This is a genomic window from Pseudoroseicyclus tamaricis, assembly GCF_012070395.1.
In the GTDB taxonomy this organism is placed as follows: Bacteria; Pseudomonadota; Alphaproteobacteria; order Rhodobacterales; family Rhodobacteraceae; genus Pseudoroseicyclus_A; species Pseudoroseicyclus_A tamaricis.
In genome coordinates this window covers 126,559-152,228 of the sequence record NZ_JAAFYS010000004.1, presented here as the reverse complement: position 1 = coordinate 152,228, position 25,670 = coordinate 126,559, and the positions used below count along the sequence as shown (strand labels likewise).

Annotated in this window: 25 protein-coding genes; 17 read left to right on the top strand and 8 right to left on the bottom strand. The window is 69.1% G+C overall.

Going from position 1 to position 25,670, the window contains the following annotated elements:
- Positions 1 to 235: 235 nt before the first annotated feature.
- From GY170_RS16565 to GY170_RS16555, 3 genes are all read left to right on the top strand, one after another.
- Entirely contained in the window at positions 236 to 574 is a 339-nt protein-coding gene (locus tag GY170_RS16565) for a P-II family nitrogen regulator (protein ID WP_163895680.1), read from the top strand.
- 27 nt (positions 575 to 601) lie between these two features.
- Positions 602 to 2,173, top strand: coding sequence for an ammonium transporter (locus GY170_RS16560; RefSeq protein WP_235924233.1), 1,572 nt, complete (start codon positions 602 to 604; stop codon positions 2,171 to 2,173).
- Positions 2,174 to 2,290: 117 nt separating this feature from the next.
- Positions 2,291 to 2,593, top strand: a complete 303-nt coding sequence (locus tag GY170_RS16555; RefSeq protein WP_163895678.1) for a YciI family protein — start codon at positions 2,291 to 2,293, stop codon at positions 2,591 to 2,593.
- A 178-nt stretch (positions 2,594 to 2,771) separates the two neighbouring features.
- Here the strand turns inward: GY170_RS16555 and pyrF are convergent, their stop codons facing one another.
- Entirely contained in the window at positions 2,772 to 3,485 is a 714-nt protein-coding gene (gene pyrF, locus GY170_RS16550; protein WP_163895677.1) for an orotidine-5'-phosphate decarboxylase, read from the bottom strand.
- Between the two features lie 108 nt (positions 3,486 to 3,593).
- On the opposite strand from pyrF, the gene GY170_RS16545 reads away from it, so the two are divergent.
- The 3 genes from GY170_RS16545 to GY170_RS16535 all read left to right on the top strand — a co-directional run bounded on the left by GY170_RS16545 (position 3,594) and on the right by GY170_RS16535 (position 7,643).
- A complete protein-coding gene (locus tag GY170_RS16545) occupies positions 3,594 to 4,337 on the top strand; it encodes a copper homeostasis protein CutC (RefSeq protein ID WP_163895675.1) in 744 nt (247 codons plus the stop codon).
- 85 nt (positions 4,338 to 4,422) lie between these two features.
- On the top strand, positions 4,423 to 7,038 hold the full coding sequence (gene clpB, locus GY170_RS16540; protein ID WP_163895673.1) for an ATP-dependent chaperone ClpB: 2,616 nt from the start codon (positions 4,423 to 4,425) through the stop codon (positions 7,036 to 7,038).
- Between the two features lie 173 nt (positions 7,039 to 7,211).
- Positions 7,212 to 7,643, top strand: coding sequence for an FKBP-type peptidyl-prolyl cis-trans isomerase (locus GY170_RS16535; RefSeq protein WP_163895671.1), 432 nt, complete (start codon positions 7,212 to 7,214; stop codon positions 7,641 to 7,643).
- A gap of 325 nt (positions 7,644 to 7,968) precedes the next feature.
- Here the strand turns inward: GY170_RS16535 and serB are convergent, their stop codons facing one another.
- Together serB and GY170_RS16525 are read right to left on the bottom strand one after the other, a co-directional pair.
- Positions 7,969 to 8,841, bottom strand: coding sequence for a phosphoserine phosphatase SerB (gene serB, locus GY170_RS16530; RefSeq protein ID WP_163895669.1), 873 nt, complete (start codon positions 8,839 to 8,841; stop codon positions 7,969 to 7,971).
- Positions 8,838 to 9,719: a Stf0 family sulfotransferase gene (locus tag GY170_RS16525; protein WP_167803331.1), complete on the bottom strand. Its 882-nt coding sequence runs from the start codon at positions 9,717 to 9,719 to the stop codon at positions 8,838 to 8,840. Before GY170_RS16525 ends, serB begins: the two co-directional genes overlap by 4 nt.
- A 234-nt stretch (positions 9,720 to 9,953) precedes the next feature.
- On the opposite strand from GY170_RS16525, the gene GY170_RS16520 reads away from it, so the two are divergent.
- The 4 genes from GY170_RS16520 to GY170_RS16505 all read left to right on the top strand — a co-directional run bounded on the left by GY170_RS16520 (position 9,954) and on the right by GY170_RS16505 (position 14,024).
- Positions 9,954 to 11,108, top strand: coding sequence for a phosphoserine transaminase (locus GY170_RS16520; protein WP_163895665.1), 1,155 nt, complete (start codon positions 9,954 to 9,956; stop codon positions 11,106 to 11,108).
- Positions 11,109 to 11,220: 112 nt separating this feature from the next.
- Positions 11,221 to 12,819: a phosphoglycerate dehydrogenase gene (gene serA / locus GY170_RS16515; protein WP_163895664.1), complete on the top strand. Its 1,599-nt coding sequence runs from the start codon at positions 11,221 to 11,223 to the stop codon at positions 12,817 to 12,819.
- A gap of 51 nt (positions 12,820 to 12,870) precedes the next feature.
- Positions 12,871 to 13,668, top strand: a complete 798-nt coding sequence (locus GY170_RS16510; protein ID WP_163895662.1) for a metallophosphoesterase — start codon at positions 12,871 to 12,873, stop codon at positions 13,666 to 13,668.
- Positions 13,665 to 14,024, top strand: a complete 360-nt coding sequence (locus tag GY170_RS16505; RefSeq protein WP_163895660.1) for a VOC family protein — start codon at positions 13,665 to 13,667, stop codon at positions 14,022 to 14,024. The genes GY170_RS16510 and GY170_RS16505 overlap by 4 nt, the downstream gene beginning before the upstream one ends.
- Before the next feature lie 15 nt (positions 14,025 to 14,039).
- Here GY170_RS16505 and GY170_RS16500 read toward each other — a convergent pair whose 3' ends face one another.
- The 4 genes from GY170_RS16500 to GY170_RS16485 form a co-directional block, all read right to left on the bottom strand.
- Positions 14,040 to 14,741: an RluA family pseudouridine synthase gene (locus GY170_RS16500; RefSeq protein WP_163895658.1), complete on the bottom strand. Its 702-nt coding sequence runs from the start codon at positions 14,739 to 14,741 to the stop codon at positions 14,040 to 14,042.
- Positions 14,680 to 15,468 (bottom strand): exodeoxyribonuclease III, encoded by a 789-nt coding sequence (locus tag GY170_RS16495; protein ID WP_163895656.1) that lies wholly within the window; start codon positions 15,466 to 15,468, stop codon positions 14,680 to 14,682. The genes GY170_RS16500 and GY170_RS16495 overlap by 62 nt, the downstream gene beginning before the upstream one ends.
- A 154-nt stretch (positions 15,469 to 15,622) precedes the next feature.
- Positions 15,623 to 15,952: a hypothetical protein gene (locus tag GY170_RS16490; RefSeq protein WP_163895654.1), complete on the bottom strand. Its 330-nt coding sequence runs from the start codon at positions 15,950 to 15,952 to the stop codon at positions 15,623 to 15,625.
- Positions 15,953 to 16,199: 247 nt separating this feature from the next.
- Positions 16,200 to 16,886 carry a response regulator transcription factor gene (locus GY170_RS16485; RefSeq protein ID WP_163895652.1) on the bottom strand — a complete coding sequence of 229 codons (687 nt, stop codon included), beginning with the start codon at positions 16,884 to 16,886 and terminating at the stop codon, positions 16,200 to 16,202.
- Between the two features lie 170 nt (positions 16,887 to 17,056).
- Between GY170_RS16485 and ribA the strand changes: the two genes are divergently transcribed.
- Both ribA and GY170_RS16475 read left to right on the top strand, forming a co-directional pair.
- The gene (gene ribA / locus GY170_RS16480) at positions 17,057 to 18,163 is read left to right on the top strand and encodes a GTP cyclohydrolase II (protein WP_163895650.1); all 1,107 of its coding nucleotides are present in this window, start codon (positions 17,057 to 17,059) and stop codon (positions 18,161 to 18,163) included.
- Positions 18,164 to 18,182: 19 nt separating this feature from the next.
- Positions 18,183 to 18,671 (top strand): L,D-transpeptidase family protein, encoded by a 489-nt coding sequence (locus GY170_RS16475; protein WP_163895648.1) that lies wholly within the window; start codon positions 18,183 to 18,185, stop codon positions 18,669 to 18,671.
- Positions 18,672 to 18,784: 113 nt separating this feature from the next.
- On the opposite strand, the gene GY170_RS16470 is transcribed toward GY170_RS16475, so the two are convergent.
- A complete protein-coding gene (locus GY170_RS16470) occupies positions 18,785 to 19,441 on the bottom strand; it encodes a YggS family pyridoxal phosphate-dependent enzyme (protein ID WP_163895646.1) in 657 nt (218 codons plus the stop codon).
- 231 nt (positions 19,442 to 19,672) lie between these two features.
- Between GY170_RS16470 and GY170_RS16465 the strand changes: the two genes are divergently transcribed.
- From GY170_RS16465 to holA, 5 genes are all read left to right on the top strand, one after another.
- Positions 19,673 to 20,719, top strand: a complete 1,047-nt coding sequence (locus tag GY170_RS16465; protein WP_163895644.1) for a porin — start codon at positions 19,673 to 19,675, stop codon at positions 20,717 to 20,719.
- A 260-nt stretch (positions 20,720 to 20,979) separates the two neighbouring features.
- Positions 20,980 to 21,405: a DUF3576 domain-containing protein gene (locus tag GY170_RS16460; RefSeq protein WP_203531362.1), complete on the top strand. Its 426-nt coding sequence runs from the start codon at positions 20,980 to 20,982 to the stop codon at positions 21,403 to 21,405.
- 96 nt (positions 21,406 to 21,501) lie between these two features.
- Positions 21,502 to 24,051, top strand: coding sequence for a leucine--tRNA ligase (leuS, locus tag GY170_RS16455; RefSeq protein ID WP_163895640.1), 2,550 nt, complete (start codon positions 21,502 to 21,504; stop codon positions 24,049 to 24,051).
- Positions 24,038 to 24,535, top strand: a complete 498-nt coding sequence (gene lptE / locus GY170_RS16450; RefSeq protein ID WP_163895638.1) for an LPS assembly lipoprotein LptE — start codon at positions 24,038 to 24,040, stop codon at positions 24,533 to 24,535. Before leuS ends, lptE begins: the two co-directional genes overlap by 14 nt.
- Positions 24,532 to 25,560 (top strand): DNA polymerase III subunit delta, encoded by a 1,029-nt coding sequence (holA, locus tag GY170_RS16445; protein WP_163895636.1) that lies wholly within the window; start codon positions 24,532 to 24,534, stop codon positions 25,558 to 25,560. The genes lptE and holA overlap by 4 nt, the downstream gene beginning before the upstream one ends.
- Positions 25,561 to 25,670 lie beyond the last annotated feature (110 nt).

Sequence of the window (25,670 nt, the reverse complement as noted above, 5' to 3'; positions counted from 1 at the left end):
CCGGAGGAAATGTTGAGCACCCTGAGTCTCGGTGCGCACAGTTTTCATTCCGCTCAAAAAAGCGTCTTTGCCGCCAGATTGTGCAATAATTGTGCGATTTCGCCCCGAAAGCCCGCCCAGGCGGCTCTCGTTTTCTTGTTCCGCCCGCCGCGTAAAGGCTTGGTTTGCCAAGGCGGTCACCCGGGCACGGCGCGGGCAGGCCCTCCACCCGGGAGCTAATTGCAAGGGGACAGACGTGAAACTCATCATCGCGACGATCAAGCCGTTCAAGCTCGAGGAGGTGCGCGAAGCACTCACCTCCGTGGGCGTGCGCGGCATGATGGTGACCGAGATCAAGGGCTTCGGCTCCCAGTCCGGTCACACAGAGATCTATCGCGGCGCCGAATACGCCGTGAACTTCGTGCCCAAGGTCAAACTCGAGATCGTCGTGCCCGACGGGCTCGCCGACCAGGTGGTCTCCACGATCGCCACCACGGCGAAGACCGACAAGATCGGCGACGGCAAGATCTTCGTGCTCGACGTGGCCAGCGCCCTGCGCGTGCGCACCGGCGAGATCAACGACGACGCGCTGTAAGCGACGGACAACGGGAGAAAAGGGACAATGAAGGTTTTCAAACTCTGGATGGTGGCGCTGCTGATGGCGTTCCTGTCCATCGGCGTGTCGGCCGTGCCCGATACAGGCTGGGCGCAGGATGCCGTCGTCGAAGACGAGGACACGATCACGGTCGACGGTGACGACCTGCTGATCGACGACGTGGCCGAAGAGGCCGTAGAGGATACGGGCGAGGCGATCGAGGATACGGGCGAGGCGATCGGCGATGCCGCCGAGGCCACGGGCGACGCCATCGAGGCGACGGCCGAGGATGTCGAGGACGCGCTGACCGCGGACGAGACCATCTCCGACGTGGGTGTTGCCGCCTCGACGGACAGCATCTTCATCTTCAACTCGCTGCTGTTCCTGATCGGCGGCTTTCTCGTCATGTTCATGGCCGCCGGCTTCGCGATGCTCGAAGCGGGCCTCGTGCGTTCCAAGAACGTGGCGATGCAGCTGACGAAGAACGTCGCGCTCTTCTCGCTCGCAGGGATCTTCTACTACCTGATCGGCTACAACCTGATGTACCCGCTGGGCAGCTGGTCGATCGGCGCGGATGAGACGGGCGGCTACCTCGGCGCCTTTGGCGTTGCGGTTCTGGAAGGCGTGGGCGTGGCCCGCGATGCGGCCGACGACTACGGCTATGCCTCCACCGGCTCGGACTTCTTCTTCCAGCTGATGTTCTGCGCCGCGACGGCCTCCATCGTCTCCGGTGCGCTCGCCGAGCGGATCAAGCTGTGGCCGTTCCTGATCTTCACGATCGTCCTGACCGGCATCATCTACCCGATCCAGGCCTCCTGGAAATGGGGCGGCGGCTTCCTCGACAGCCAGTACGGCTTCCAGGACTTCGCGGGCTCGACCGTCGTGCACTCCGTCGGCGGCTGGGCGGCTCTCGCCGGGGCGCTGATCCTCGGGCCGCGCATCGGCAAGTACACCGCCGGCCGCGTGAACCCGTTCCCGGGCTCCAACCTCGCCCTTGCCACGCTTGGCACGTTCATCCTGTGGCTGGGCTGGTTCGGCTTCAACGGCGGCTCGCAGCTCGCCATGGGCACGGTCGGCGATGTGGCTGACGTCTCCCGGATCTTCGCCAACACCAACACGGCCGCGGCCGGCGGTTCGGTGGCCGCGCTGATCCTGACGCAGATCCTCTACAAGAAGGTCGATCTGACGATGGTGCTGAACGGCGCTCTCGCGGGCCTCGTCTCCATCACCGCTGAGCCGCTGACGCCGACGCTCGGCGCGGCGACCCTGATCGGGGCCGTGGGCGGCGTGATCGTCGTCTTCGCCATCCCGCTGCTCGACAAGGTGAAGGTGGACGACGTCGTCGGCGCCATCCCGGTGCACCTGTTCTGCGGCATCTGGGGCACCATCGCGGTGGTCTTCACCAATGATGCGGCCACCATCGGCGGCCAGCTGATCTCGATCATCATCGTCGGTGTGTTCGTCTTCGTGGTCTCCGCCATCGTCTGGTTCATCCTCAAGATGATCATGGGCATCCGGGTGAGCGAAGAGGAAGAGATCGCCGGTCTCGACCTCTCCGAGCTCGGCATGGAGGCCTACCCGGAGTTCTCCAAGGGCTGACCCTCCTTCCAGTCAGTCCTGTCACCACCTGCCCGGGCGCTCGCGCCCGGGTTTTTTGTTGCCCCGGCGCCGGCGCGGGGCACATGAAAGGGGGAATGCACCAAAAAGGAGACCTGCATGCCGCGCTTCATCTTCACCTATCACGGCGGACGCCACGACATGACGCAAGAGGAGGTCACCGACGGCCGGCAGCGCTGGATGGACTGGATGAAGGACCTCGGCGACAGGGCCGTGGAGCCGAACAACCCGCTCAAGGCGCCGGAGTTCGTCGGCCCCGGCAAGGACGAGATCACCCCGATGATGGGCTACAGCGTCATTGAGGCTGCCTCGGCTGCAGAGGCCGGCACCCTCGCCGACGGCTGCCCCTTCCTCGACATGGGCGGCACCATCATGGTCGCCGAAATCGTGCAGATGGACTGAAGCGGCCCGCCGGCCTCCTCGCGACACGGCGGCCACCCGGCCCCCTGTCTTTGGTCCCGAAAATCCTCGGGGGGATCTGCCGCAGGCAGAGGGGGGCAGACAGCCCCCCTTAACCCAAAAGGCGTGCGCCGCAGGCGCTCCGCTGAGCAACAGTCACAGCCCGCGAAACGCCGCCCCCTCACCGGTTCGGCATCAACGCCCGGCTGGAGCTCAGCTCCGCCTGGATCGCCTCCGCTGCCGCGCGCGGGCTCGGGGCCTGCCAGACGGGGCGGCCGACGACGACGTGATCGGCGCCCGCCGCGACGGCCTCCGCCGGGGTCATCACACGCTTCTGGTCCCCGAGGGCGCTGCCCACCGGGCGCACGCCGGGGGTGACGATCAGCCTCCCCTCCGCCTCGCTCAGCGCCCGCACGAGATGCGCCTCCTGCGGCGAGCAGATCACGCCGTCGGCCCCCGCCTCCAGCGCCCGCGCCGCGCGCCCGGCGACGATCTCCGGCACGTCGCCGGCCTGCATCATCCCCTCGTCGAGGTCAGACCGCTCAAGCGAGGTCAGCACCGTCACCGCGAGGATCTTCATCCCCGAGCCGCCGGCGCCCTCCTTGGCGGCGCGCACCACGTGGGGGTCGCCGTGGACGGTGAGGAAATCGAGGTCGAACTGGGCGAGGCCGCGCACCGCCGCCTCCACTGTCGCGCCGATGTCGAAGAGCTTCATGTCGAGGAAAATGCGCTTGCCGTGCGCCTCCTTCAGCTCGTTGGCCAGCGCGAGGCCGCCGCCGGTGAGCATGCCGAGGCCGATCTTGTAGAAGTTGGCGGCGGGGCCGAGCGCCTCCACCAGTTTCAGTCCGGCGACGGCGTTGGGCACGTCGAGGGCTACGATCAGTCGGTCGTCCATGGGGCTCTCCGGGATTTTCGCCGTGATGCGGCGCGAGGCCCCGCCGGTCAAGGCCCGGGACGATGCGAAGCCTTGCCGTCCGGCGCGAAGCGGCGCTAGCTGCGGCGCATGAACAGCCAGCTTGAGATCGCCGTCGACTCGCCCGCCGGACTCGCCGCCGCCATTCAGGGCGGGGCGGACCGGATCGAGCTCTGCGCGGCGCTGGAGATCGGCGGGCTCACCGCCTCCGCCGGGATGATGGTGCTGGCCGCCGAGTCGCCCGTCCCGGTGATGGCGCTCATCCGCCCCGCGCCCGGCAGCTTCGAGCTGGGCCTCGACGAGGAGGGCGCCGCGCTGGCTGACATCGCCTCCGCCCGCGAGGCGGGGCTGGCCGGCGTCGTCATCGGCGCCTCGCTGGCCGATGGCCGGCTCGATGCCGCGGTGCTGGCGCGGCTCGTCGAGGCGGCGGAGGGGATGGAGGTGGCGCTCCACCGCGCCTTCGACCTCGTCCCCGACCAGGCGGAAGCCATCGCCCTCTGCCGCCGCCTCGGCATCACCCGCATCCTCACCTCCGGCGGCGCCCCCCGCGCGGTGGACGGGCTGCCGCGCCTGCGCGAAGCGCTGCGCCTCTCCGCCGGCTCGCCGGCGCTCATGCCGGGCGGCGGCGTGCGGGCGGAGACCGCGGCGCAGCTGCTCACCGCGCTGCCGGGCTGCGACCTGCATGCCTCCTGCGCCGAGCCGGCCGATCCGCAGGCGCGTCTGCTGGAGCTGGGCTTCGCCACTCCCGGCCTGCGGGTGACCTCGGCGGAGGAGATCCGGCGGCTGAAAAGAGCTATGGCAGACTTGCAACAGGTCACGCCCCACCCCAGATAGGCGTCAAGGCCCCGACCCTCCGATGTGCCGCCGAGCGGGCATCGATTCCGACCGTTCCCCGGGGTGCTTGAAAAGGAGAAGACTCATGAACTTGGAGAAGTTCACCGAGCGGGCGCGCGGCTTCCTTCAGGCCGCCCAGACGATTGCCGCCCGCGAGAACCACCAGCGCCTGAAGCCGCTGCACATCCTCAAGGCCCTGATGGACGACGAGGAAGGCATGGCCGCCGGCCTCATCGACCGCGCCGGGGGCAACGCAGCCGCCGTCCGCCAGGCCACCGACACCGCGCTCGCGAAGGAGCCGAAGGTGACGGGCGACGCCGCGCAGGTCTACATGGACAATTCCACCGTCCGCGTCCTCGACGAGTCGGAGAAGATCGCCAAGAAGGCCGGCGATTCCTACGTCACCGTCGAGCGCCTGCTCACGGCGCTGGCCATGCATTCCGGCCGCTCGCGTGAGGCGCTGGAAGCGGGCAGCGTGACCGCCCAGAAGCTCAACGCCGCCATCAACGACCTGCGCAAGGGCCGCACGGCCGACAGCGCTAGTGCCGAGAGCAACTTCGAAGCGCTGGAGAAGTACGCCCGCGACCTCACCAAGGCCGCCGAAGAGGGCAAGATCGACCCGATCATCGGTCGCGACGAAGAAATCCGCCGCGCGATGCAGGTCCTCTCCCGCCGCACCAAGAACAACCCCGTCCTGATCGGCGAGCCGGGCACCGGCAAGACCGCCATCGCCGAGGGCCTCGCGCTGCGCATCGTCAACGGTGACGTGCCGGAGTCCTTGCGCCATAAGAAGCTCCTCGCCCTCGACATGGGCGCGCTCATCGCCGGCGCGAAGTATCGCGGCGAGTTCGAGGAGCGTCTGAAGGCTGTCCTGAACGAGATCACCGCCGCCGCCGGCGAGGTGATCCTCTTCATCGACGAGATGCACACGCTCGTCGGCGCCGGGAAGTCGGAAGGCGCGATGGACGCCGCCAACCTCATCAAGCCGGCGCTGGCGCGCGGTGAGCTGCACTGCGTCGGCGCCACGACGCTCGACGAGTACCGCAAGTATGTCGAGAAGGACGCGGCCCTCGCCCGGCGCTTCCAGCCGCTGATGGTGGAAGAGCCGACGGTGGTCGACACCATCTCGATCCTGCGCGGCATCAAGGAGAAGTACGAGCTGCACCACGGCGTGCGGATCAGCGATTCCGCTCTCGTAGCCGCCGCCCAGCTCTCCAACCGCTACATCACCGACCGCTTCCTGCCCGACAAGGCCATCGACCTGATGGACGAGGCGGCGTCGCGGCTGCGGATGGAGGTGGATTCCAAGCCCGAGGAGCTCGACGCGCTCGACCGGCAGATCCTGCAGCTGCAGATCGAGGCGGAGGCCCTGCGCCACGAGAGCGACGAGGCCTCCAAATCCCGGCTGGAGAAGCTGGAAGGCGAGCTGGCGGGGCTGGAGGAGAAATCCTCGGCGCTGACTGCCAAGTGGCAGTCGGAGCGTGACCGTCTGGAATCCGGCCGTGAGCTGAAGGAGAAGCTCGACCGCGCCCGCGCCGATCTGGAGATCGCCAAGCGCGAGGGCAACCTCGGCAAGGCCGGCGAGCTCTCCTACGGCATCATCCCCGACCTCGAGCGCAAGCTGGCCGAGGCCGATGGCGACGACGGCGACGTCATGGTGGAGGAGGCCGTAGGCCCCGAGCAGATCGCCGAGGTGGTCGAGCGCTGGACGGGCATCCCCACCAGCCGGATGCTGGAGGGCGAGCGCGACAAGCTCTTGCGCATGGAAGACGGCCTGCACCGCCGTGTCATCGGCCAGAACGCCGCCGTGCGCGCCGTGGCCAACTCCGTCCGCCGCGCTCGCGCCGGGCTGAACGACGAGAACCGGCCGCTCGGTTCGTTCCTCTTCCTCGGCCCCACCGGCGTCGGCAAGACGGAGCTGACGAAGGCCGTTGCGGAGTTCCTCTTCGACGACGACAGCGCGATGGTGCGCATCGACATGAGCGAGTTCATGGAGAAGCACTCCGTGGCCCGTCTCATCGGTGCCCCGCCGGGCTACGTCGGTTACGACGAGGGTGGCGTGCTGACGGAAGCGGTGCGCCGGCGGCCCTACCAGGTCGTCCTCTTCGACGAGGTCGAGAAGGCGCATCCGGATGTCTTCAACGTGCTCCTGCAGGTGCTCGACGACGGCGTGCTGACCGATGGTCAGGGCCGGACGGTGGACTTCAAGCAGACGCTGATCGTGCTGACCTCCAACCTCGGTGCGCAGGCGCTCAGCCAGCTGCCGGACGGGGCCGATGCTTCCTCCGCCAAGCGCGACGTGATGGATGCGGTGCGGGCGCACTTCCGCCCCGAGTTCATCAACCGGCTGGACGAGATCGTCATCTTCGACCGGCTGGGCCGGGGCGACATGGGCGGTATCGTCGATATCCAGCTCGGACTTCTGGCCAAGCGGCTGGTCAGCCGGGGGATCACCCTGTCGCTGGACGATGGGGCCAGGCAGTGGCTGGCCGAGGAAGGGTATGACCCGGTCTTCGGTGCCCGGCCCCTCAAGCGCGTCATCCAGCGGGCGCTGCAAGACCCGCTGGCCGAGATGATCCTCGCCGGCGAGGTGAAGGACGGCGACACGCTGCCCGTCTCCGCCGGGTCCGAGGGGCTGATCCTCGGCAACCGGGTGGGCGGCTCCGGCCGGCCGCGGCCTGAGGGCGCGGTGGTTCACTGACGCATGGAAAAGGCGGGGAGAACCCCGCCTTTTCGCGCTTTTGGCACATAAATGGCCCCAGATCCGTTGAAACCGCGGGCACCCGGGCTAGCTAGGAGAGCGAGATCATTCGGAGCACCCGCTTAAGCCGCGGCCTCCGCAATTCACCGAAATTAGCAGAACAGGAGAAGCTCATGACGCAAGTCAAGCAGGGCGATACCGTGTCCATTCATTACACCGGCACCACCGAGGGCCAGACCTTTGATTCCAGTGAAGGCCGCGAGCCGCTGCAATTCCAGGTCGGGTCCGGCCAGATCATCCCCGGCCTCGACGCCGCGATCCCCGGCATGGAAGTCGGCGAGAGCAAGACGGTGACGGTCCCCGCGACCGAGGCCTATGGCGAGACGGACCCGTCCGCCAAGCAGACGGTCGCGCGCGCGCAGATCCCCGACAACATCCCGCTGGAGCCCGGCACCCGCCTGCAGATGCAGACGCCGCAGGGCCAGGCCGTGCCGGTGACGGTGGCCGAGGTGACGGAGAGCGAAGTGACGCTCGACGCCAACCACCCGCTCGCGGGCAAGGACCTGACGTTCCAGATCGAAGTGGTCGACGTTCAGTCCACCTGAGCTTTCTGCCGGCCGGCCCTGATCGGGGTCGGACGGCCAGGCATCGGAGCGCGGCAGGCCCTGCCGCGCTCCCGGCCACCCACTCCGCGCGCCAGGGCCTGCCTCTCGAGAGGCTCGACCGGGCGCGCGAGTGGCGAGCGGCAAGACGACCCAGAGGCGTTCGGCAGGCACTTGGGCCCGCCGGCGCCTCTTTGCTTGTCCGGCTGAGGGCGGCGTCGACGTCCCGGCAAGGGGCCGTCCCGCGCCCCAAAGCGCCACCCGGATCCCCTTTCATCTGGCCAAAAATACCTCGGGGGTCTGGGGGCAGCGCCCCCAGGACGCTCGCCTACGCCGCGAACGCTTCCTTCTCATACCCCTGCAGGTAGAGCAGCGCCGTCAGGTCGCCGTGGTTCACCTTCAGCCGCGCCTCCGCCTGAACCGCGGGCTTGGCATGCAGCGCCACGCCCATGCCGGCGCGGGTGAGCATGCCGAGGTCGTTCGCCCCGTCGCCCACTGCCAGCACGTCCGCCTCCGCGATGCCGAGACGGGCCACCAGCTCCTCCAGCGCCGCCACCTTCGCTTCGCGCCCGAGGATCGGGCGGGCGACGTCCCCCGCCAGCGCTCCGTTCTCCGCCAGCAGGACGTTAGCGCGGGATTCGTTGAAGCCCAGCCGCGCCGCGATGGGCCCGGCGAAGGCGGTGAAGCCGCCGGAGACGAGAGCGGCATGGGCGCCGTGGGCCTTCATCGTCGCGACGAGCGCAGGACCGCCCGGCATGAGCGTGATGCGCCGCTCCAGCACCTCGGCCAAGATGCCCTCCGGCAGCCCCTGCAGCAGGGCGACGCGGGCGAGGAGAGCGCCCTCGAAATCCAGCTCGCCGTTCATGGCGCGGGCGGTAATGGCGGAGACCTCGGCGCCGACGCCGGCCTCGTCCGCCAGCTCGTCGATGCATTCCTGCCCGATCATGGTGCTGTCCATGTCCGCCAGCAGCAGCCGCTTGCGGCGGTTCTCGGCCGGCACCACCGCGAGGTCGATGCCCTGTCCCTGCAGGTCGCGCCAGACGTCCCCGGCGTTGCCCGGCACCTCCGGCAGATCGAACTCCGCCGCCTCGCCGGGCGCCAGCCAGCGCAGCGGCGCGCCGCCCCAGGCGGAGCGGAGCGCTTCGGCGAGGGTGGGGTGGAGCTGCCCGGGGGCGGCGATGAGGATGGCGGTCTGGGTCATGTATTGTCCTGGTGGAGGCGGTCCAGCATGGGCTGCCGCGCTGCCTCCAGCCGGGCTAGCCAGCGGCCGTGCTCGGCGCGGAAGCGCTCGGCGAAGGAGAGGCTCTTGTCGTCGGCGAGCTTTTGCAGGCGCGATTCGATCCCCGTCGTCTCGGGCGCCGGGATGCCGACGTGGGCGGCGATGCGCCCCAGTAGCGCCGCCTCGGGCATGGCGATCGTCTGTTCGTAGCTCAGGCGCAGGGGAGTCAGGCGGCGGGCGGCAAATATCGCTTCCGTCCGCCGCTCAAGGTGGCGCAGGACGCGCAGGGCGTGGCGGATGGCGGCGGCGTCGTAGGTGATCGGCGCGGCGGCCTCCGCCCCCGCCTTCACCTCGGTGCTGTGGGCGTAGCCGGTCTGGCGCATCCGGGCGAGGGAGAGGGCCTGGCCGAGGATATCCTCGCGGATCAGCCAGATGCAGGCATCGGGGGCGACCTCGGCGAAGAAGCGGCGCGGGCCGCCGAACGTCTCCAGCAGGTGGGCGTAGGTTACCTTGCAGCTGAAGATGCCGTCCACCTGCCGGTCAAGCAGTGTCAGGCGGACCAGCTCCTCCCGGGAGCGGGCGCCGTAGTGGCGGGCGATCTTCGGCGTGAAGCGCGGGTTGAAGAGTTCGCCCGGGTAGCCGAGCCCGCCGGTCTGCGTCGCCAGATCGGTGATGCGGGAGGAGCCGCTGCGAGGCGTGAAGAGCAGCGCGAAGCGCCGCACCGGCATCCCCTTCGCGGCCAGCTGCGCGTGGTAGGCCGCCCGCTCCGGAACGTCGCGGTAGGTTCGGGCGAGGCCGAACCTCGCCAGCCGGCCCAGGGTCAGGCTCGGCCCGACGAGAGACTCTCTGGCGATGGACAAGGGGGCGGACAAGGCGGCGTCTCCGGTTTTCCTGCGCGCGGCGGGGGTAGCAGGGCCGGCGGAGGTAGGGAAGGTTTCACGAAGTTTCCTATGATGGACGGGGCGTCGGCCTGCGCACGGCGAAAGCCCGCCCCAGCAGGTTTTTGCCGCTTGTAGGGCGGCAGGGCGGGGCGTATCTGCGGCGGCGGGACACCCTTCCCCAACGAAGGGCGAATATCTGAGAGGGTATCAGCAATGATGACCGACAAGCCGGCCCAGCGCCCGGCCAATCCGCGCTTCTCCTCCGGCCCCTGTGCCAAGCCCCCGACATGGACGCCCGAAGCGCTGAGCGATGCACCGCTCGGCCGCTCGCACCGCGCCAAGGTGGGCAAGGACAAGCTCGCCGCCGCCATCCAGCAGACCCGCGAGATCCTCGGCGTGCCCGAGGATTACCGCATCGGGATCGTCCCCGCCTCCGACACCGGCGCGGTGGAGATGGCGCTGTGGTCGCTCCTCGGCGAGCGCCCGGCGGAGATGATCGCGTGGGAGAGCTTCGGCGCGGGCTGGGTGACGGATGTCGTCAAGCAGCTGAAGATCGAGGCCGAGGTGAAGACCGCCGATTACGGCCAGATCGTGGATTTCGCGCAGGTCGATTTCGAAAAGGATGTCGTCTTCACCTGGAACGGCACCACCTCGGGCGTGCGCCTGCCGAACGGCGACGCCATCCCGGCGGACCGCGCGGGCCTGACCATCTGCGACGCCACCTCCGCCGCTTTCGCGATGGAGCTGCCGTGGGACAAGCTCGATGTCACCACCTTCTCCTGGCAGAAGGTGCTGGGCGGCGAGGCGGCGCATGGTGTGCTCATCCTCTCCCCCCGCGCGGTGGAGCGGCTGGAGAACTACACCCCCGCCTGGCCGCTGCCGAAGATCTTTCGCATGACGAAGGGCGGCAAGCTGATCGAGGGCATCTTCAAGGGCGAGACGATCAACACGCCCTCGATGCTCTGCGTGGAGGATTACCTGTTCTCGCTGGATTGGGCGAAGAGCATCGGCGGGCTGGAGGGCCTCATTGCCCGCAGCCAGGCCAATGCGCAGGCGATCTGGGATTTCTGCGGCGAGCGCGACTGGATCGCCAACCTCGCCGAGGATGAGGCGACGCGCTCGACCACCTCGGTCTGCCTGAAGTTCACCGATGAGCGCATCACCGATGGCGCCACCTTCGCCAAGGCCGTGGCGAAGCGGCTGGAGGCGGAGGGCGTGGCGCTCGACGTGGGCGCCTATCGCGACGCCCCGGCGGGCCTGCGCATCTGGTGCGGCGCCACGGTGGAGACGGCGAATATCGAGGCGATGCTGCCCTGGCTCGACTGGGCCTATCAGGCCGAGATCGAGGCGCTCTCCGAAGCTGCGTGATGGTGGCGGTGCGTGACGAGCACGCACCCTACCGCGCCTGCCGATCCCGCAATTCGTAGGGTGCGTGCTCGCCACGCACCCCCCCGACCCATCCAATTCAAGGACCACCCTAATGGCCCCCCGCGTTCTCATCTCCGACAAACTCTCCGACGCCGCCGTGCAGATCTTCAAGGATCGCGGCATCGACGTCGACTTCCAGCCCGACCTCGGCAAGGACAAGGACAAGCTCCTCGAGGTCATCGGCCAGTATGACGGCCTCGCCATCCGCTCCGCCACCAAGGCGACGGAGAAGGTGATCGAGGCGGCGACCAACCTCAAGGTCATCGGCCGCGCCGGCATCGGCGTCGACAATGTCGACATTCCGGCCGCGTCGAAGAAGGGCATCATCGTGATGAACACGCCCTTCGGCAACTCGATCACCACCGCCGAGCATGCCATCGCGATGCTGATGTCGGTGGCCCGGCAGATCCCCGAGGCCAACGCCTCCACCCATGCCGGCAAGTGGGAGAAATCCCGCTTCATGGGCACCGAGATCACCGGCAAGACGCTGGGCGTCATCGGCGCCGGCAACATCGGCTCGATCGTCTGCTCCCGCGCGCTGGGCCTGAAGATGAAGGTCATCGCCTACGATCCCTTCCTGTCGGAAGAGCGGGCGACGGAGATCGGGGTCGAGAAGGTCGAGCTGGATGAGCTGGCGAAGCGCGCCGATTTCATCACCCTGCACGTGCCCTTCACGGAAGCGACCAAGAACATCCTCTCCGCCGAGCGCATCGCGCAGCTCAAGCCCGGCGTGCGCATCGTCAACTGCGCCCGCGGCGGCCTGGTCGACGAGGCGGCGCTGGCCGAGGCGATCAAGGAGGGCCGGGTCGCCGGCGCCGCCTTCGACGTCTTCGCCGAAGAGCCCGCCAAGGAGAACCCGCTGTTCGGCCTGCCCAATGTCGTCGTAACGCCCCACCTCGGCGCCGCGACCTCGGAGGCGCAGGAGAATGTCGCCCTGCAGGTCGCCGAGCAGATGTCGGACTACCTGCTGACCGGCGCGGTGACGAATGCCATCAACATGCCCTCGATCAGCGCCGAAGAGGCGAAGGTCATGGGCCCGTGGATCGCTCTCGCCGGGCACCTCGGCAACTTCGTCGGCCAGATGACCGACGAGCCGCTGAAGGCCATCAACATCCTCTACGACGGCCAGGTCTCCGGCATGAACGCCGCGGCGCTCAACTCCGCCGTCATCGCCGGCATCCTGCGTCGCGGCAACCCGGAGGTGAACATGGTCTCCGCCCCCGTCATGATGAAGGAGCGGGGGGTGAAGGTCTCCACCACCCGGCAGGACCAGTCGGGCATGTTCGAAGGCTACATCAAGGTGACCGCCGTCACCGACAAGCGCGAGCGCTCGGTGGCCGGGACGATCTTCTCCGACGGCAAGCCGCGCTTCATCCAGATCAAGGGCATCAACATCGACGCCGAGATCGGGCGCCACATGGTCTACACGACCAACCAGGACGAGCCGGGCATCATCGGCGCGCTGGGCAACACGATGGGGCAGAACGGCGTCAACATCGCCAACTTCACCCTTGGCCGCTCGACCAAGAAGGGCGAGGCCATCGCCATTCTCTATGTCGACGAGCAGGTGCCGGAGCCGGTGCTCGACAAGCTGCGCCAGACGGGGCTGTTCCAGCAGGTGAAGGTACTGGAATTCGACATCGCGGAATGATCTGACGGCAGGGGCGGCTTCGGCCGCCCCAGGCTTTTCAAGGAGGCGCCCATGCTCTTCGCCATCGGCGACATTCACGGCCAGCTCGCCCAGCTCGAGCAGGCCCTCGCCCGTATCGAGGCGGAGGCGGGCCCGGATGCACGCATCATCTTCCTCGGCGACTACTCCGACCGCGGCCCCGACTCGAAGGGTGTGCTGGAGCGGCTCTCCTCCGGGCTGGCCGAGGGGCGCAACTGGGTCTGCCTGAAGGGCAACCACGACCGGATGTTCCACCGCTTCGTGGTGGAGGGCGAGCTGCATGACGAGGCCATCAAGTCCGGCAAGGGCTGGCTCGACCGGGCGCTGGGCGGCGGCGCGACGCTCTATTCCTACATGAACCCGCCCGCCATCCGGCACCCGCTCGGCGGCGGGATGGAGATGATCGCCTCCATGGGGGTCGATCCGGTGGCCCCCGATCTGAAGGCGGCGCTGCTGGAAGGGGCGCGGGCGAAAGTGCCGCAGAGCCACCTCGACTTCCTCGCTGCCCGCCCGCTCTGGCACGAGGAGGACGGCTGCATCTTCGTCCACGCCGGCATCCGCCCCGGCGTGCCGATGGAGGATCAGGTGGAGGAAGATCTCATCTGGATCCGCGACGGCTTCCTCGAGGACGACACCGACCACGGCAAGCTCATCGTCCACGGCCACACGGCGCTGGAGCACGCGACGCATTTCGGCAATCGGCTCGATCTCGACGGCGGCGCCGCCTACGGCCGGCCGCTCTACCCGGCGATGCTGGGCGATGACGGCGAGTGGACGCTGCTGACGTGGGAGGGGAGCGAGCCGCTCAAACCGGCGGGGAGCTACCTGTGAGCTGGCGGCTCGATCACGTGCAGCTCGCCATGCCGGCAGGCGGCGAGGATGCGTGCCGCGCCTTCTGGGTCGATGTTCTGGGCATGACGGAGGTGGAGAAGCCCGCCGGCCTCGCCGGCAGGGGCGGGCTCTGGCTGCGCAAGGGCGCGGTGGAGTTGCACCTCGGCGTGGCAGAGCCCTTCGCCCCCGCCACCAAGGCGCATCCCTGTTTCGCGGTGCCGGGCCTCGATACCCTGGCCGAGGCTCTGGAGGCGGCGGGCCATACCGTCCGCTGGGATAGCGAGATTGCCGGGCGGCGGCGCTTCTTCACCGACGACCCCTTCGGCAACCGCGTGGAGTTCATGGCCGAGGCCTGAGCCCGGCAATGGCCCTCAGAAGGGCGGCGGCGCCCGGAAGGTGAGCCCCTTGCCGCCATCGGGGTGGCGCAGGCGCAGCCGTTCGGAATGCAGCATCAGCCTGTCCGCCGCCGCCAGCGCCTCGCCCTCCGCGTAGAAGGGATCGCCGAGGATCGGGTGGCCGATCTCCCGCATGTGCACCCGCAGCTGGTGCGAGCGACCCGTCTGCGGGAAGAGCCGCACCCGCGTCTCCCCACCGCCGCGCTTGGCCACCTTCCACTCCGTCACCGCGGCACGGCCGTTCTCATGGTCGACCATCTGCCGCGGCCGGTTCGGCCAGTCGACGATCAGCGGCAGGTCGACGGTCCCCGAATCCTCCGCCATCTCGCCCCAGACACGCGCCACGTAGTCCTTCTTGATCTGCCGTTTCTCGAACTGCAGGCCGAGGTGGCGCTGGGCGTGGGGCGTCAGCGCGAAGACCATGACGCCGGAGGTGTCGCGGTCCAGCCGGTGCACCAGCAGCGCGGTGGGGAAGGCGAGGGCGACGCGGGCCATGAGGCAGTCGGCCAGATGCTCCCCCTTGCCGGGGACGGAGAGGAGGCCGGACGGCTTGTCGACGACCACGATCTCGTGGTCCTCGTGCAGCACGCTCAGCGGCGTGTCGGGAGGGGCGTAGTCAGAGGTCAAAGGAGGCAAAGACCGGCACGTGATCCGACGGCTTCTCCCATCCGCGGGCATCGCGGAGGATGCGGCTGGAATGGGCGGCGGCGGCGATGTCCCCCGAGGCCCAGATGTGATCGAGCCGCCGGCCCTTGTCGGCGGCGTTCCAGTCCGGCGCCCGGTAGGACCACCAGGAATAGAGGTTGCCGCGCGGGATGTCGGCCCGGGTGACATCCACCCAGCCCCCCGCCTCGCGCGCCGCCTCGAAGTGTTCCACCTCGATGGGCGTGTGGGAGACGACCTTGAGGAGCTGCTTGTGGCTCCACACGTCATCCTCCCGCGGCGCGATGTTGAGATCGCCGACGAGGATCTCGCGCCGCGGCCGCTCCGCGCCGAAATGCTCGCGCATGTGGGTGAAGAAATCGAGCTTCTGCCCGAACTTCACGTTGGCCTCCCGGTCCGGCACGTCGCCGCCGGCGGGGGCATAGACGTTGTGGATGGTGACGCCGTTCTCCAGCCGCGCCGCGACATGGCGGGCATGGCCGAGGCGGGCGAAATCATGCGCGCCGACTTCCTCCATCGGCAGCTTGGAGAAGATGGCGACGCCGTTGTAGCCCTTCTGCCCGCGCGCGACCCAGTGCCGGTAGCCGAGGCCCGCGAAGATCTCGAGCGGGATCTTCTCCACCGGCGACTTGCACTCCTGCAGGCAGAGCACGTCCGGCGTCTCCTCCTCCATCACGCGCGCCACCAGCCCCTCCCGCAGGCGGACGGAGTTGATGTTCCAGGTGGCGAGGGTGAAGGTCATGGGGGTCTCCGTTGGCGCGGCGGCGACCCTAGTGCCCCTCGCAGGGCGCCTCAACCCGGCGCGGCGACGTGCCGGGGGCAGGTGCGAGGAGAGCTGTCTTGTTGGGGAGCGTCAGGCCCGGCAGGGGCGGCGCCGCGCCGCCCCGTCAGACCCGTCAGGGCATGATCGTGTAGGTGCCGACGGTGCACAGATCGACGGCGTCGTAGATCACGGAGCCCTCGATGAACTCGAACCGGAAATCGTAGAGGCATTCCTGCACGTTCTCGAAGGTCAGCGGCATGATGCTGCGGTCGTTCAGTACCCGGTTGCCGAGCAGGTCCTGGTCGTAATCGGGGAAGCTGCGCGGGGTGGCGTGGAGACGGTAAAGCGTCACGCCGGACATGTTCTGAATGCGGATGGTCAGGCTGTCGGCCATGGCCGGGAGGCTGGAGAGCAGGGCCACCAGCAGGGTGGCGACGGGCAGAATATTCTTGATCAAAGACACTGATCGATTCCCTTGAATTGAACACGCCGCAGTACGGCGTGACCCAGAGTAAGGGGGAGGGGAGTGGCATGGCAACGAAATCCTGCCGGCAAATCGGGGCCTTAGCCGATTCCCGGTCGCTGCAGTGCAGCTCCCTGGGCTCCATGCGGGGCAAAGAGCCCGCCTTCGAACCCCGCGCCTCACATGCAAAAGGGCGACCCATTGGGCCGCCCTCGCGTCTCTCGATCCATCCGGTGGGAACCGGCGGTCACGCCACCAGGCGGTAGCCGCCGGCTTCCGTCACCAGCAGCCGGGCGTTCGACGGATCCGGCTCGATCTTCTGGCGGAGGCGGTAGATATGCGTCTCCAGCGTGTGGGTCGTCACGCCGGCATTGTAGCCCCAAACCTCGTGCAGCAGAACGTCGCGCGGCACCACGCCCTCGGAGGCGCGGTAGAGGAACTTGAGGATGTTCGTCTCCTTCTCCGTCAGACGCACCTTCTTGTCGTCTTCCGTCATCAGCAGCTTCTGCGCCGGCTTGAACGTGTAGGGGCCGAGCGTGAAGATCGCGTCCTCGCTCTGCTCGTGGCTGCGCAGCTGGGCGCGGATGCGGGCCAGCAGCACGGGGAACTTGAAGGGCTTCACGACATAGTCGTTCGCCCCCGCGTCGAGCCCGAGGATCGTGTCGCTGTCGCTATCATGCCCGGTGAGCATGACGATGGGGCATTTCACCCCCTGCTTGCGCATCAGCTTGCACAGCTCGCGGCCATCCGTATCCGGCAGACCGACATCGAGGATGACGAGATCGTAGTGGCCTTCCTTGGCCTTCGTCATCGCGTCGGCGCCGCTGCCCGCCTCGAAGACGTCGAAATCCTCCGTCATGACGAGCTGCTCGCTCAGCGCCTCGCGCAGATCCTCGTCATCATCCACGAGAAGGATTTTCCGAAGTTGAGCCATGATGTCCTCCTGACGAAACCTTGGGCTTCACTTGGTAACAGACACGAGATGCGCCAAGGTTTCTGTCAGTCCCTCACGCCGACGTGTCGCTACGGGAGGATATGTTTCAATTCCCGGCGAAAGCCACTATCTGGCGGGGGCGGCGAGAGCCGGCAGAAGCTGAGGCGGCGATGAGCCTGACACCCGATATCCAGGAGCTGAAGGCCCGAGCCCGGGCCGATCTGCGCATCGGCCTGCCGGTGGCGATCTGCGATGGGCAGGAGGGCTCCGGCGCGACCGGCGCGCTGGTGCTGGCGGCCGAGGTCGTCACCGCCGAGCGGCTGGCCGATCTGCGCGCCCTCGGCGGCGCGCCGCACCTCGCTCTCACCCGCCGCCGGGCGGAGACGCTGCGCGCCCATGTCTACGATGGCGACGTCGCCCGCATTCTGCTGCCCGAGGACGCCGGCCCCAAGTGGATCGCCAGCCTCGCCGACCCGGCGGGGGATCTCGCCGCGCCGCTGCGCGGCCCCCTCCGCTCCGCCCGCGGCGGCGGCGCCACCCTCTCCCGCGCCGCGATCCGCCTCGCCAAGGAGGCACGTCTCCTCCCCGCCGCCCTCGTGCTCGAGCGGCCGGCGGAGGAGGTGCGCGCGCTGGCGGAGGCGGAGCGCCTGACGCTCCTGCCGGCGGCGACGCTGCTCTCCACCGAGATGCCGGCGCTGCGGCCCGTCTCGCGGGCGATCGTGCCGCTCCTCGGGGCGGAGAGTACGCGCCTGCACATCTTCCGCCCGGCCGATGGCGGAGAGGAGCACTACGCGGTCGAGGTCGGCACCCCCTCCCGCGATGCGCCGGTGCTGGCCCGCCTGCATTCGGCCTGCTTCACCGGCGACCTGCTGGGGAGCCTCAAGTGCGACTGCGGCCCGCAGCTGCGCGCCGCCATCGCCCAGATGGGGGCGGAAGGCGCGGGCGTGCTGCTCTACCTCAACCAGGAGGGGCGGGGGATCGGCCTTGCCAACAAGATGCGCGCCTATGCCCTGCAGGATCAGGGCTTCGACACGGTGGAGGCGAACCACCGCCTCGGCTTCGAGGATGACGAGCGTGACTTCCGGCTGGGGGCGGAGATCCTCCGCCAGCTCGGCTTCGGCGCCGTGCGGCTGATGACCAACAACCCGGCCAAGGTGGCGCGGATGGAGGAGAGCGGGCTGACGGTGACGGAGCGGGTGCCCCTGCAGGTGGGCCGCAACCCGCTCAACACCCACTACCTCGACACCAAGGCAAAGAAGTCCGGCCACGTCCTGTGATCACAAGGCGCCCGCCCCGATGACCCGCGACTCGCTCCGCCTCACGCCCCGCGGCCTGCTCTTCGCCGGCCGCCTCCTCCCCTGCAGCATCGGACGCGGCGGCCTGACCTCCGCCAAGCAGGAGGGCGACGGTGCCACGCCCCGCGGCCGCCACCGCATCACCGCGATGCTCTACCGCCCCGACCGCATCGCGCCCCCGGCCCCCTGGGCCCGCGCGATCCGCCCCGGCGACCTGTGGTCCGACGATCCTGACGACGCCGCCTACAACAGCCTCGTCCGCGCCCCGCACCCCCTCTCCCACGAGGCGCTGCGCCGCGCCGACCCGCTCTATGATCTCGTGCTGGTGATGGACTGGAACGCCGAGGGCCGCCCCGGCGCCGGCTCGGCAATCTTCCTGCACCAGTGGCGCCGGCCCGGCTTCCCGACAGCCGGCTGCATCGCCCTGTCGCGCCCGGCCCTCCACGCGCTCGCCCGTCAGCTGACCCCCGGCACCCCGCTGATCGTCTGACGCGCTCGCCCCTCCGGGCCGCCCTTTTCATCTGGCCAAAAATACCCTCGGGGGGTTCCGGGGGGCTGGCCCCCCGGTCCCTCACCCTCAACTCGCGCGGCGCTTGCCCCGGCTCACTCCCTCGGCGGCCGCTCCCCGAAGATCGCCGAGCCGACGCGCACCAGCGTCGCCCCTTCCTCCACGGCGACCTCGAAGTCCCCGCTCATGCCCATGGAGAGTTCCGGCAGGCCCAGATCCTCCGCCATCTGGCGCAGCATGCGGAAGTGGGCGCGGGCGTCCTCCTCCACCGGCGGGATGCACATCAGGCCGATGACGGGCAGGTCCATCTCGCGGCAGTCGCGCACGAAGGCCTCCGCCTCGCCCGGCAGGACGCCGGCCTTCTGCGGCTCCTCCCCGGTGTTCACCTGCACGAAGAGGTCGGGGCAGCTGCCCTGCTCCTGCGCCAGCCGGGCGAGGGTGCCCGCGAGCTTCGGGCGGTCGAGGGAGTGGATGGAATCGGCCAGCTCCATCGCCTGCCGGGCCTTGTTGGTCTGCAGCGGGCCGAGGAGGTGCAGCGCCACGCCCTGGTAGCGCTCACGCAGCTCCGGCCAGCGGCCGGCGGCCTCCTGCACGCGATTCTCACCGAAGACTCGGTGCCCCGCCTCCAGCACCGCCTCGATCCTGTCGGCCGGCTGCTGCTTGGAGACGGCGATCAGCCGCACGCTCCCCTCCGGCCGGCCGGCTCGGGCCGATGCGGCGTCGATTCTGCTCCGGATCGCCTCCAGCTGCATGGTAGCTCCTTGATTTCCCGCGGGTTCTTCGGGGCTCCGCCGACGGGGCCCCAGGGTGGAAAGCTGCCACATCCGGGGCGCCTTGGCCATCTGTGTGTCACAGATGCATCATTTCCCGGGGCCGGCCGGAGGCGGGGGCGGATTCACTTGAGATGAAGGCCGCTTCCACGCAAAAGCATCCTCAATGCTAGCAGGACTGGCATTCTGAGAATGCAAACACGAGGGAAACACATGAAAAGCATCCTCCTCGCCTCGGCCTCTCTCTTCGCCTTCGCGGGCGCGGCGGCCGCTGAGGTCTCCTTCACTGCCGAAGCCACCGTCGGCTACAACGACACGAACGTCGATGACACGATCGTCGACGACGATCCCTTTGGCTTCTACTGGAATGCCGACCTCGACCTGTTCGCCGAGAACGCGCTCGACAACGGCCTGACCGTTGGCTTCACCATCGGCGGCGACCTGGTTGACGACGACCTGGGTACGGATTTCATGCTCGACGGCTACGAGCTGTTCGTCTCCACCGACATGGCCGCCGTGTTCGTCGGCGACACCGCTCTTGCCGCTGACGAGTACTTCTCCTCCGCTGACGGCATGGACGTCGGCTTCGACGGCGACCCGACCGAAGACTCCGACGCGGTTATCCGTGGCGAGTTCACCTTCGGCCTGTTCTCCACCTACACCTCCTACAGCATCTTCGCTGACGGCGGTCTGGAAGGCGTTCAGACGGTTCTGGCCGGCACCTTCGGCAACTTCGACATCATCGGTGCCTATCAGGACGATCAGGGCGACTCCGGCACGGAAGTCTTCGGTGTGTCCGTCGGCACCACGTTCGGCGCCGCCGACGTGACGCTGGGCTACACCAGCGACCAGACCAACGACGCCGACTCCATCGGCATCGAAGCCTCCTACCCGTTCGGCCCGGTCGTCGTTGGCGGCTACTACGCTGCGAACGATCCGGCGGCTGACGCCTACGGTGTGTCCGTCGACTACACCAACGGCCCGATCATGGTGTCCGCCTACTACGACACCGACGAAGACGAGAACGACGATTACGGCATCGAAGGCTCCTACGACTTCGGCTCCGGCATCGAGTTCTACGCCGGCGCGATCGACCTGGCCTCCGACGACATCGACTACTACGTCGGCGCGACGTGGGACATGGACGGCGTGATCCTCCAGGTTTCCTACGCCGAAGACCCGGACAGCTCTGCCGAAGACGAAATCGGCGATCCCGAGTTCCAGGAAGGCCTCACGGTCGAAGCTTCCTTCGAATTCTGATCCGGCGGCAGGGGCCCCACGGCCCCTGCATCCGACAGCTAAGACAAAGACGGGCCGGCCTGATCATCAGGCCGGCCCGTTTGCCGTTTTGTGCCTCTGCCGGCATCCGCCACTGAGACGACGTCGGCGAGGGGCCGCTCCGCCGCAGGGCGTGCCGGCCATTGGTTCTTGTGACACCGGCAGCGCTTCGGTAGACAAATCGCGAAAGAAAACGGCAGGCTTGGGGCAGTATGAGCGGGGCGGCATCCTTGAAGGCGGGCATGAGTGCAGGCGCGAAAGCGGCAGCGCTGCTTGCGGCGGCGCTCACCCTCTCCGGCTGTGCGCTGTTCGGCGGCTCCGGCGGGCAGCCGGCTGCGGTCACCCAGGCCGTGCGGACGCCGGGGGCGGAGCGTGTCGCCGTCAACCGCTACCTCTGGTCCGCGTCGCTCGACGTCCTGTCCTTCCTGCCGATCGAGAGCGTCGATCCCTTCACCGGCGTCATCGTCTTCGGCTACGGCGTTCCCCCCGGCGGCAGCACCGCCTACCGGGCGACCGTCCATATCCAGGACCCGGCGCTCGACGCGCGCTCGCTCAACGTCGCGCTGGCCACGAGCTCCGGCCCGGTCGCGGCGGAGACGCAGGTGGCCATCGAGGATGCCATCCTCACCCGCGCCCGCCAGCTCCGCGTCGCCGACGGCGCTCTCTGACGGCGCCCTCCGAGGGCCGCTCTGGCCCCGGCAGCGGAACCCCGCTAAGACGCTAGCACCACAAGACCCGCCCGCGGGACCGAAGAGGACATGCCGATGTCGCGCTATGCGCCGAGTGAGATCGAGCCGAAATGGCAGGCCGCCTGGGACGAGGCCGGTACCTTCCGCGCCGAACGGTCGGAACAGCCGAAGTACTACGTGCTCGAGATGTTCCCCTACCCCTCGGGGCGCATCCACATGGGCCACGTGCGCAACTACACGATGGGCGACGTCATCGCGCGCTACAAGATGGCGCGCGGCTTCAACGTTCTGCACCCGATGGGCTGGGACGCCTTCGGAATGCCGGCGGAGAACGCCGCCATGGCCTCCGGCGGGCACCCCAAGGAATGGACCTACCAGAACATCGCAGACATGAAGGCGCAGATGAAGCCGCTCGGCTGGTCGCTGGACTGGTCCCGCGAGTTCGCCACCTGCGACCCGGAGTATTACGGCCAGCAGCAGGCGCTCTTCCTCGACATGCTCGAGGCCGGCCTCGTCTACCGCAAGAACGCCGTGGTGAACTGGGACCCGGTCGACATGACCGTGCTCGCCAACGAGCAGGTGGAGAACGGGCGCGGCTGGCGCTCGGGCGCCGAGGTCGAGCGGCGCGAGCTGACGCAGTGGTTCTTCAAGATCTCCGCCTATTCGGAAGAGCTGCTGGACGCGATCGACAGCCTCGACGACTGGCCCGCCAAGGTGAAGCTGATGCAGGCCAACTGGATCGGCAAGAGCCGCGGCCTGCGCATGGGCTTTCAGCGGACGGACGGGCAGGGGCAGATCGAGGTCTACACCACCCGGCCGGACACGCTGATGGGCGCCAGCTTCGTCGGCATCTCGCCGGACCATCCGCTGGCCAAGCAGCTGGCGGAGGCCCGGCCGGAGGTCGCCGCCTTCTGCGCCGAGGCCAGAAAGGGCGGCACGACGGAAGAGGCGCTGGAGACGGGGGAAAAGCTGGGCTTCGACACCGGCCTCACGGTGACGCATCCCTTGGACCCGGACTGGCAGCTGCCGGTCTGGATCGCCAACTTCATCCTGATGGATTACGGCACCGGCGCCATCTTCGGCTGCCCCGCTCATGACCAGCGCGACCTCGACTTCTGCCGCAAGTACGACCTGCCGGTGGTGGAGACCTTCACCGCGCTGGAGGGCCACGCCCCGGTGACGGACGAGGCCTACGTGCCGCCCAAGACAGAGCCGGTCAAATGGGTGAAGCACTTCGCCGGCCTCGATGTCGCAACGGGGCAGGAGGCCATAGACGCCACCATCGCCGTCGCCGAGCAGGGTGGCTGGGGGAAAGGCGTCACCCAGTACCGCCTGCGCGACTGGGGCCTCTCCCGCCAGCGCTACTGGGGCTGCCCGATCCCGGTCGTCCATTGCGAGAGCTGCGGTGTCGTGCCGGAGCGCAAGGAGAACCTGCCCATCCGCCTGCCGGATGACGTGAGCTTCGACGTGCCCGGCAACCCGCTCGACCGGCACCCCACGTGGCGCGACTGCGCCTGCCCAAGCTGCGGCGCCCCGGCGCGGCGCGAGACGGACACGATGGACACCTTCGTCGATTCGTCCTGGTACTACGCCCGCTTCACCGCACCCCGCGCGGAGACGCCGACGGATCTGGACGCAGCCGCCTACTGGATGAACGTCGACCAGTATATCGGCGGCATCGAGCACGCGATCCTGCACCTGCTCTACTCGCGCTTCTTCGCCCGGGCGATGCACAAGACCGGCCACCTGCCGGCCAGCGCCATCGAGCCGTTCAACGCCCTCTTCACGCAAGGCATGGTCACCCACGCCATCTACAAGAGCGCCGGCGCCGATGGCCGCGCCGTCTACCACTTCCCCGAGGAGGTGGAGACGCAAGGCGAGCGTGCCGTGCTGCGCGAGACGGGGCAGGAGGTGGAGGTCGTCCCCTCCGCCAAGATGTCGAAGTCGAAGCGCAACGTGGTGGACCCGGACGATATCGTCGCCCGCTACGGCGCCGACACCGCCCGCTGGTTCGTCCTCTCCGACAGCCCGCCCGAGCGTGACGTGGAGTGGACGGCCTCGGGCGCCGAGGCGGCGCAGAAGCACCTCGCACGCGTCTGGCGCATCGTCTCCGAGCTGGGCGAGGCGCCCGAGGCGGCGCCGCAAGGGGCCGACGAGGAGCTGGCCAAGGCGCTCCACCGCACCATCCACGACGTGACGATGGGCTTCGAGAGTTTCGGCTTCAACGCCGCCATCGCCAAGCTCTACGGCTTCACCGCCACGCTCGCGAAAAGCCCAGCCTCCCGCGGGGCGAAGACGGAGGCGTGCCGCGCTCTGGCGCAGCTCATGTCGCCCCTCACCCCGCACCTGGCGGAGGAGATCTGGGCCGAGCTCGGCGGCGAGGGCCTCGTCACCGGCGCGCCCTGGCCTCAGGTGGACGAGAGCCTGCTGGTTGATGACAGCGTCACCCTGCCCATCCAGGTCAACGGCAAGCGCCGGGCCGAGATCACCGTGCCGAAGGAGATGGCCAAGGCGGAGATCGAGGCGCTGGTGCTGGCGCATGAGGCCGTCCAGAAGCAGCTGAACGGCGGCGCGCCGAAGAAGCTGATCGTGGTGCCGGGGCGCATCGTCAATGTCGTGGTCTAGGCGGGGCCTCCTTCTCGCCCTGCCGGCTGCCGCCGCCCTCGCGGGCTGCGGCTTCACCCCCGCCTTCGCGCCCGGCGGCGCCGGCGCTGCGCTCTTTGCGGCGACCGCCTACGAGGTCCCGGCGACGCCCGAGGGCTACCGCCTCCGCGCCCGCCTGCAGGAGCGACTCGGCCTCGCCGATTCGCCCCGCTACCGCCTCACCGTCACGCTCGCCCTCACCCCGCGCGAGGCGGCCCTGTCGCCCGGCGGTGACGTGGTGCGCCGCGCCCTGCGGGGCGAGGCGGACTGGGCGCTGACGGATGCTTCGGGGGAGAGCCTCGGCGGCGGCACCGTCTCCACCTTCACCTCCTGGCCCTCCAGCGGCTCCACCATCGCCGTGCGCACGGCGGAGGAGGATGCGCGCGCCCGCCTCTCCCGCCAGCTCGCCGACCTGATCGTGACGGAGGCCATCGCCCTGCCGGGCCTCGGCCCCGAGGGGGCATGAAGCTCTCCACCCGCGATGCACGGGGCTGGCTCGCCCGGCCCGATCCCCGCACCGCCGGCGCGCTGATCTACGGGGCGGACCCGATGCGTGTCGCCGATGCCCGCCAACGCCTCGTCGCCGCCCTCATCGGCCCGGAGGGGGAGGCGGAAATGCGCCTCACCCGCATCCAGGCCGCCGAGCTGCGCAAGGACGGCGCGATGCTCGACGATGCCATGCGCTCGCAGGGCTTCTTTCCCGGCCCCCGCGTGGCGCTGGTGGAGGAGGCGGGCGACGGCCTCGCCCCGGTCGTGAAGGCAGCGCTGGAGGCGCGGGCGGAGGGGGACGCGCATATCGTCGTCACCGCCGGCCAGCTCACCGCCCGCTCGGCGCTCCGCAAGCTCTTCGAAGGCTCCAAAACGGCCGCCTGCATCGCCCTCTACGACGACCCGCCGGGGCCGGAGGAGATTTCCGAGATGCTCGCCGCGGCGGGCCTGCGCGATGTGACGCCCGAAGCGCGCGCCGATCTGGCCGATCTCGCCCGCGCGCTGGAGCCGGGGGACTTTCGCCAGACGATGGAGAAGCTCGGCCTCTACAAGTTCGGCGATTCGGCGCCCGTCAGCCCGGAGGACATCACCGCCGTCGCCCCCCTCTCCGCCGAGGCCGATCTCGACGAGCTGCTGGCCGCGGTGAGCGAGGGGCGGGCGGAGGCGGTGCCGGGCCTCGTCAGCCGGCTGGAGGCGCAGGGCACCGGTGCTGTCGCCCTCTCCATCGCCGCGCTCCGCCACTTCCGCCAGCTCCATGCGGCCGCGAGCGATCCGGAGGGGCCGGCCAAGGGCATCGGGCGGGCGAAGCCGCCCATCTGGGGGCCGCGGCGCGATGCGATGATCCGCTATGCCGGGCGCTGGGGGAAGGTGCGGCTGGAGACGGCCATCGGCCTGCTCATCGAGGCGGACATGACGCTCCGCTCTTCGAGCCGCGCGCCGGGCATGTCCCTCTTCGAGCGGCTGCTCATCCGCCTTGCGATGATGGGGCGCGACCGCGCCTGAGGCGCGTCATGCGCCCAGCGAAAGCGCACAGATGCGGACCCCACAAATGAAAACCGGCGAGCCATGGGCCCGCCGGTTTCCAGTAACTGTCCCGCGTTGGGGAAAGTCGA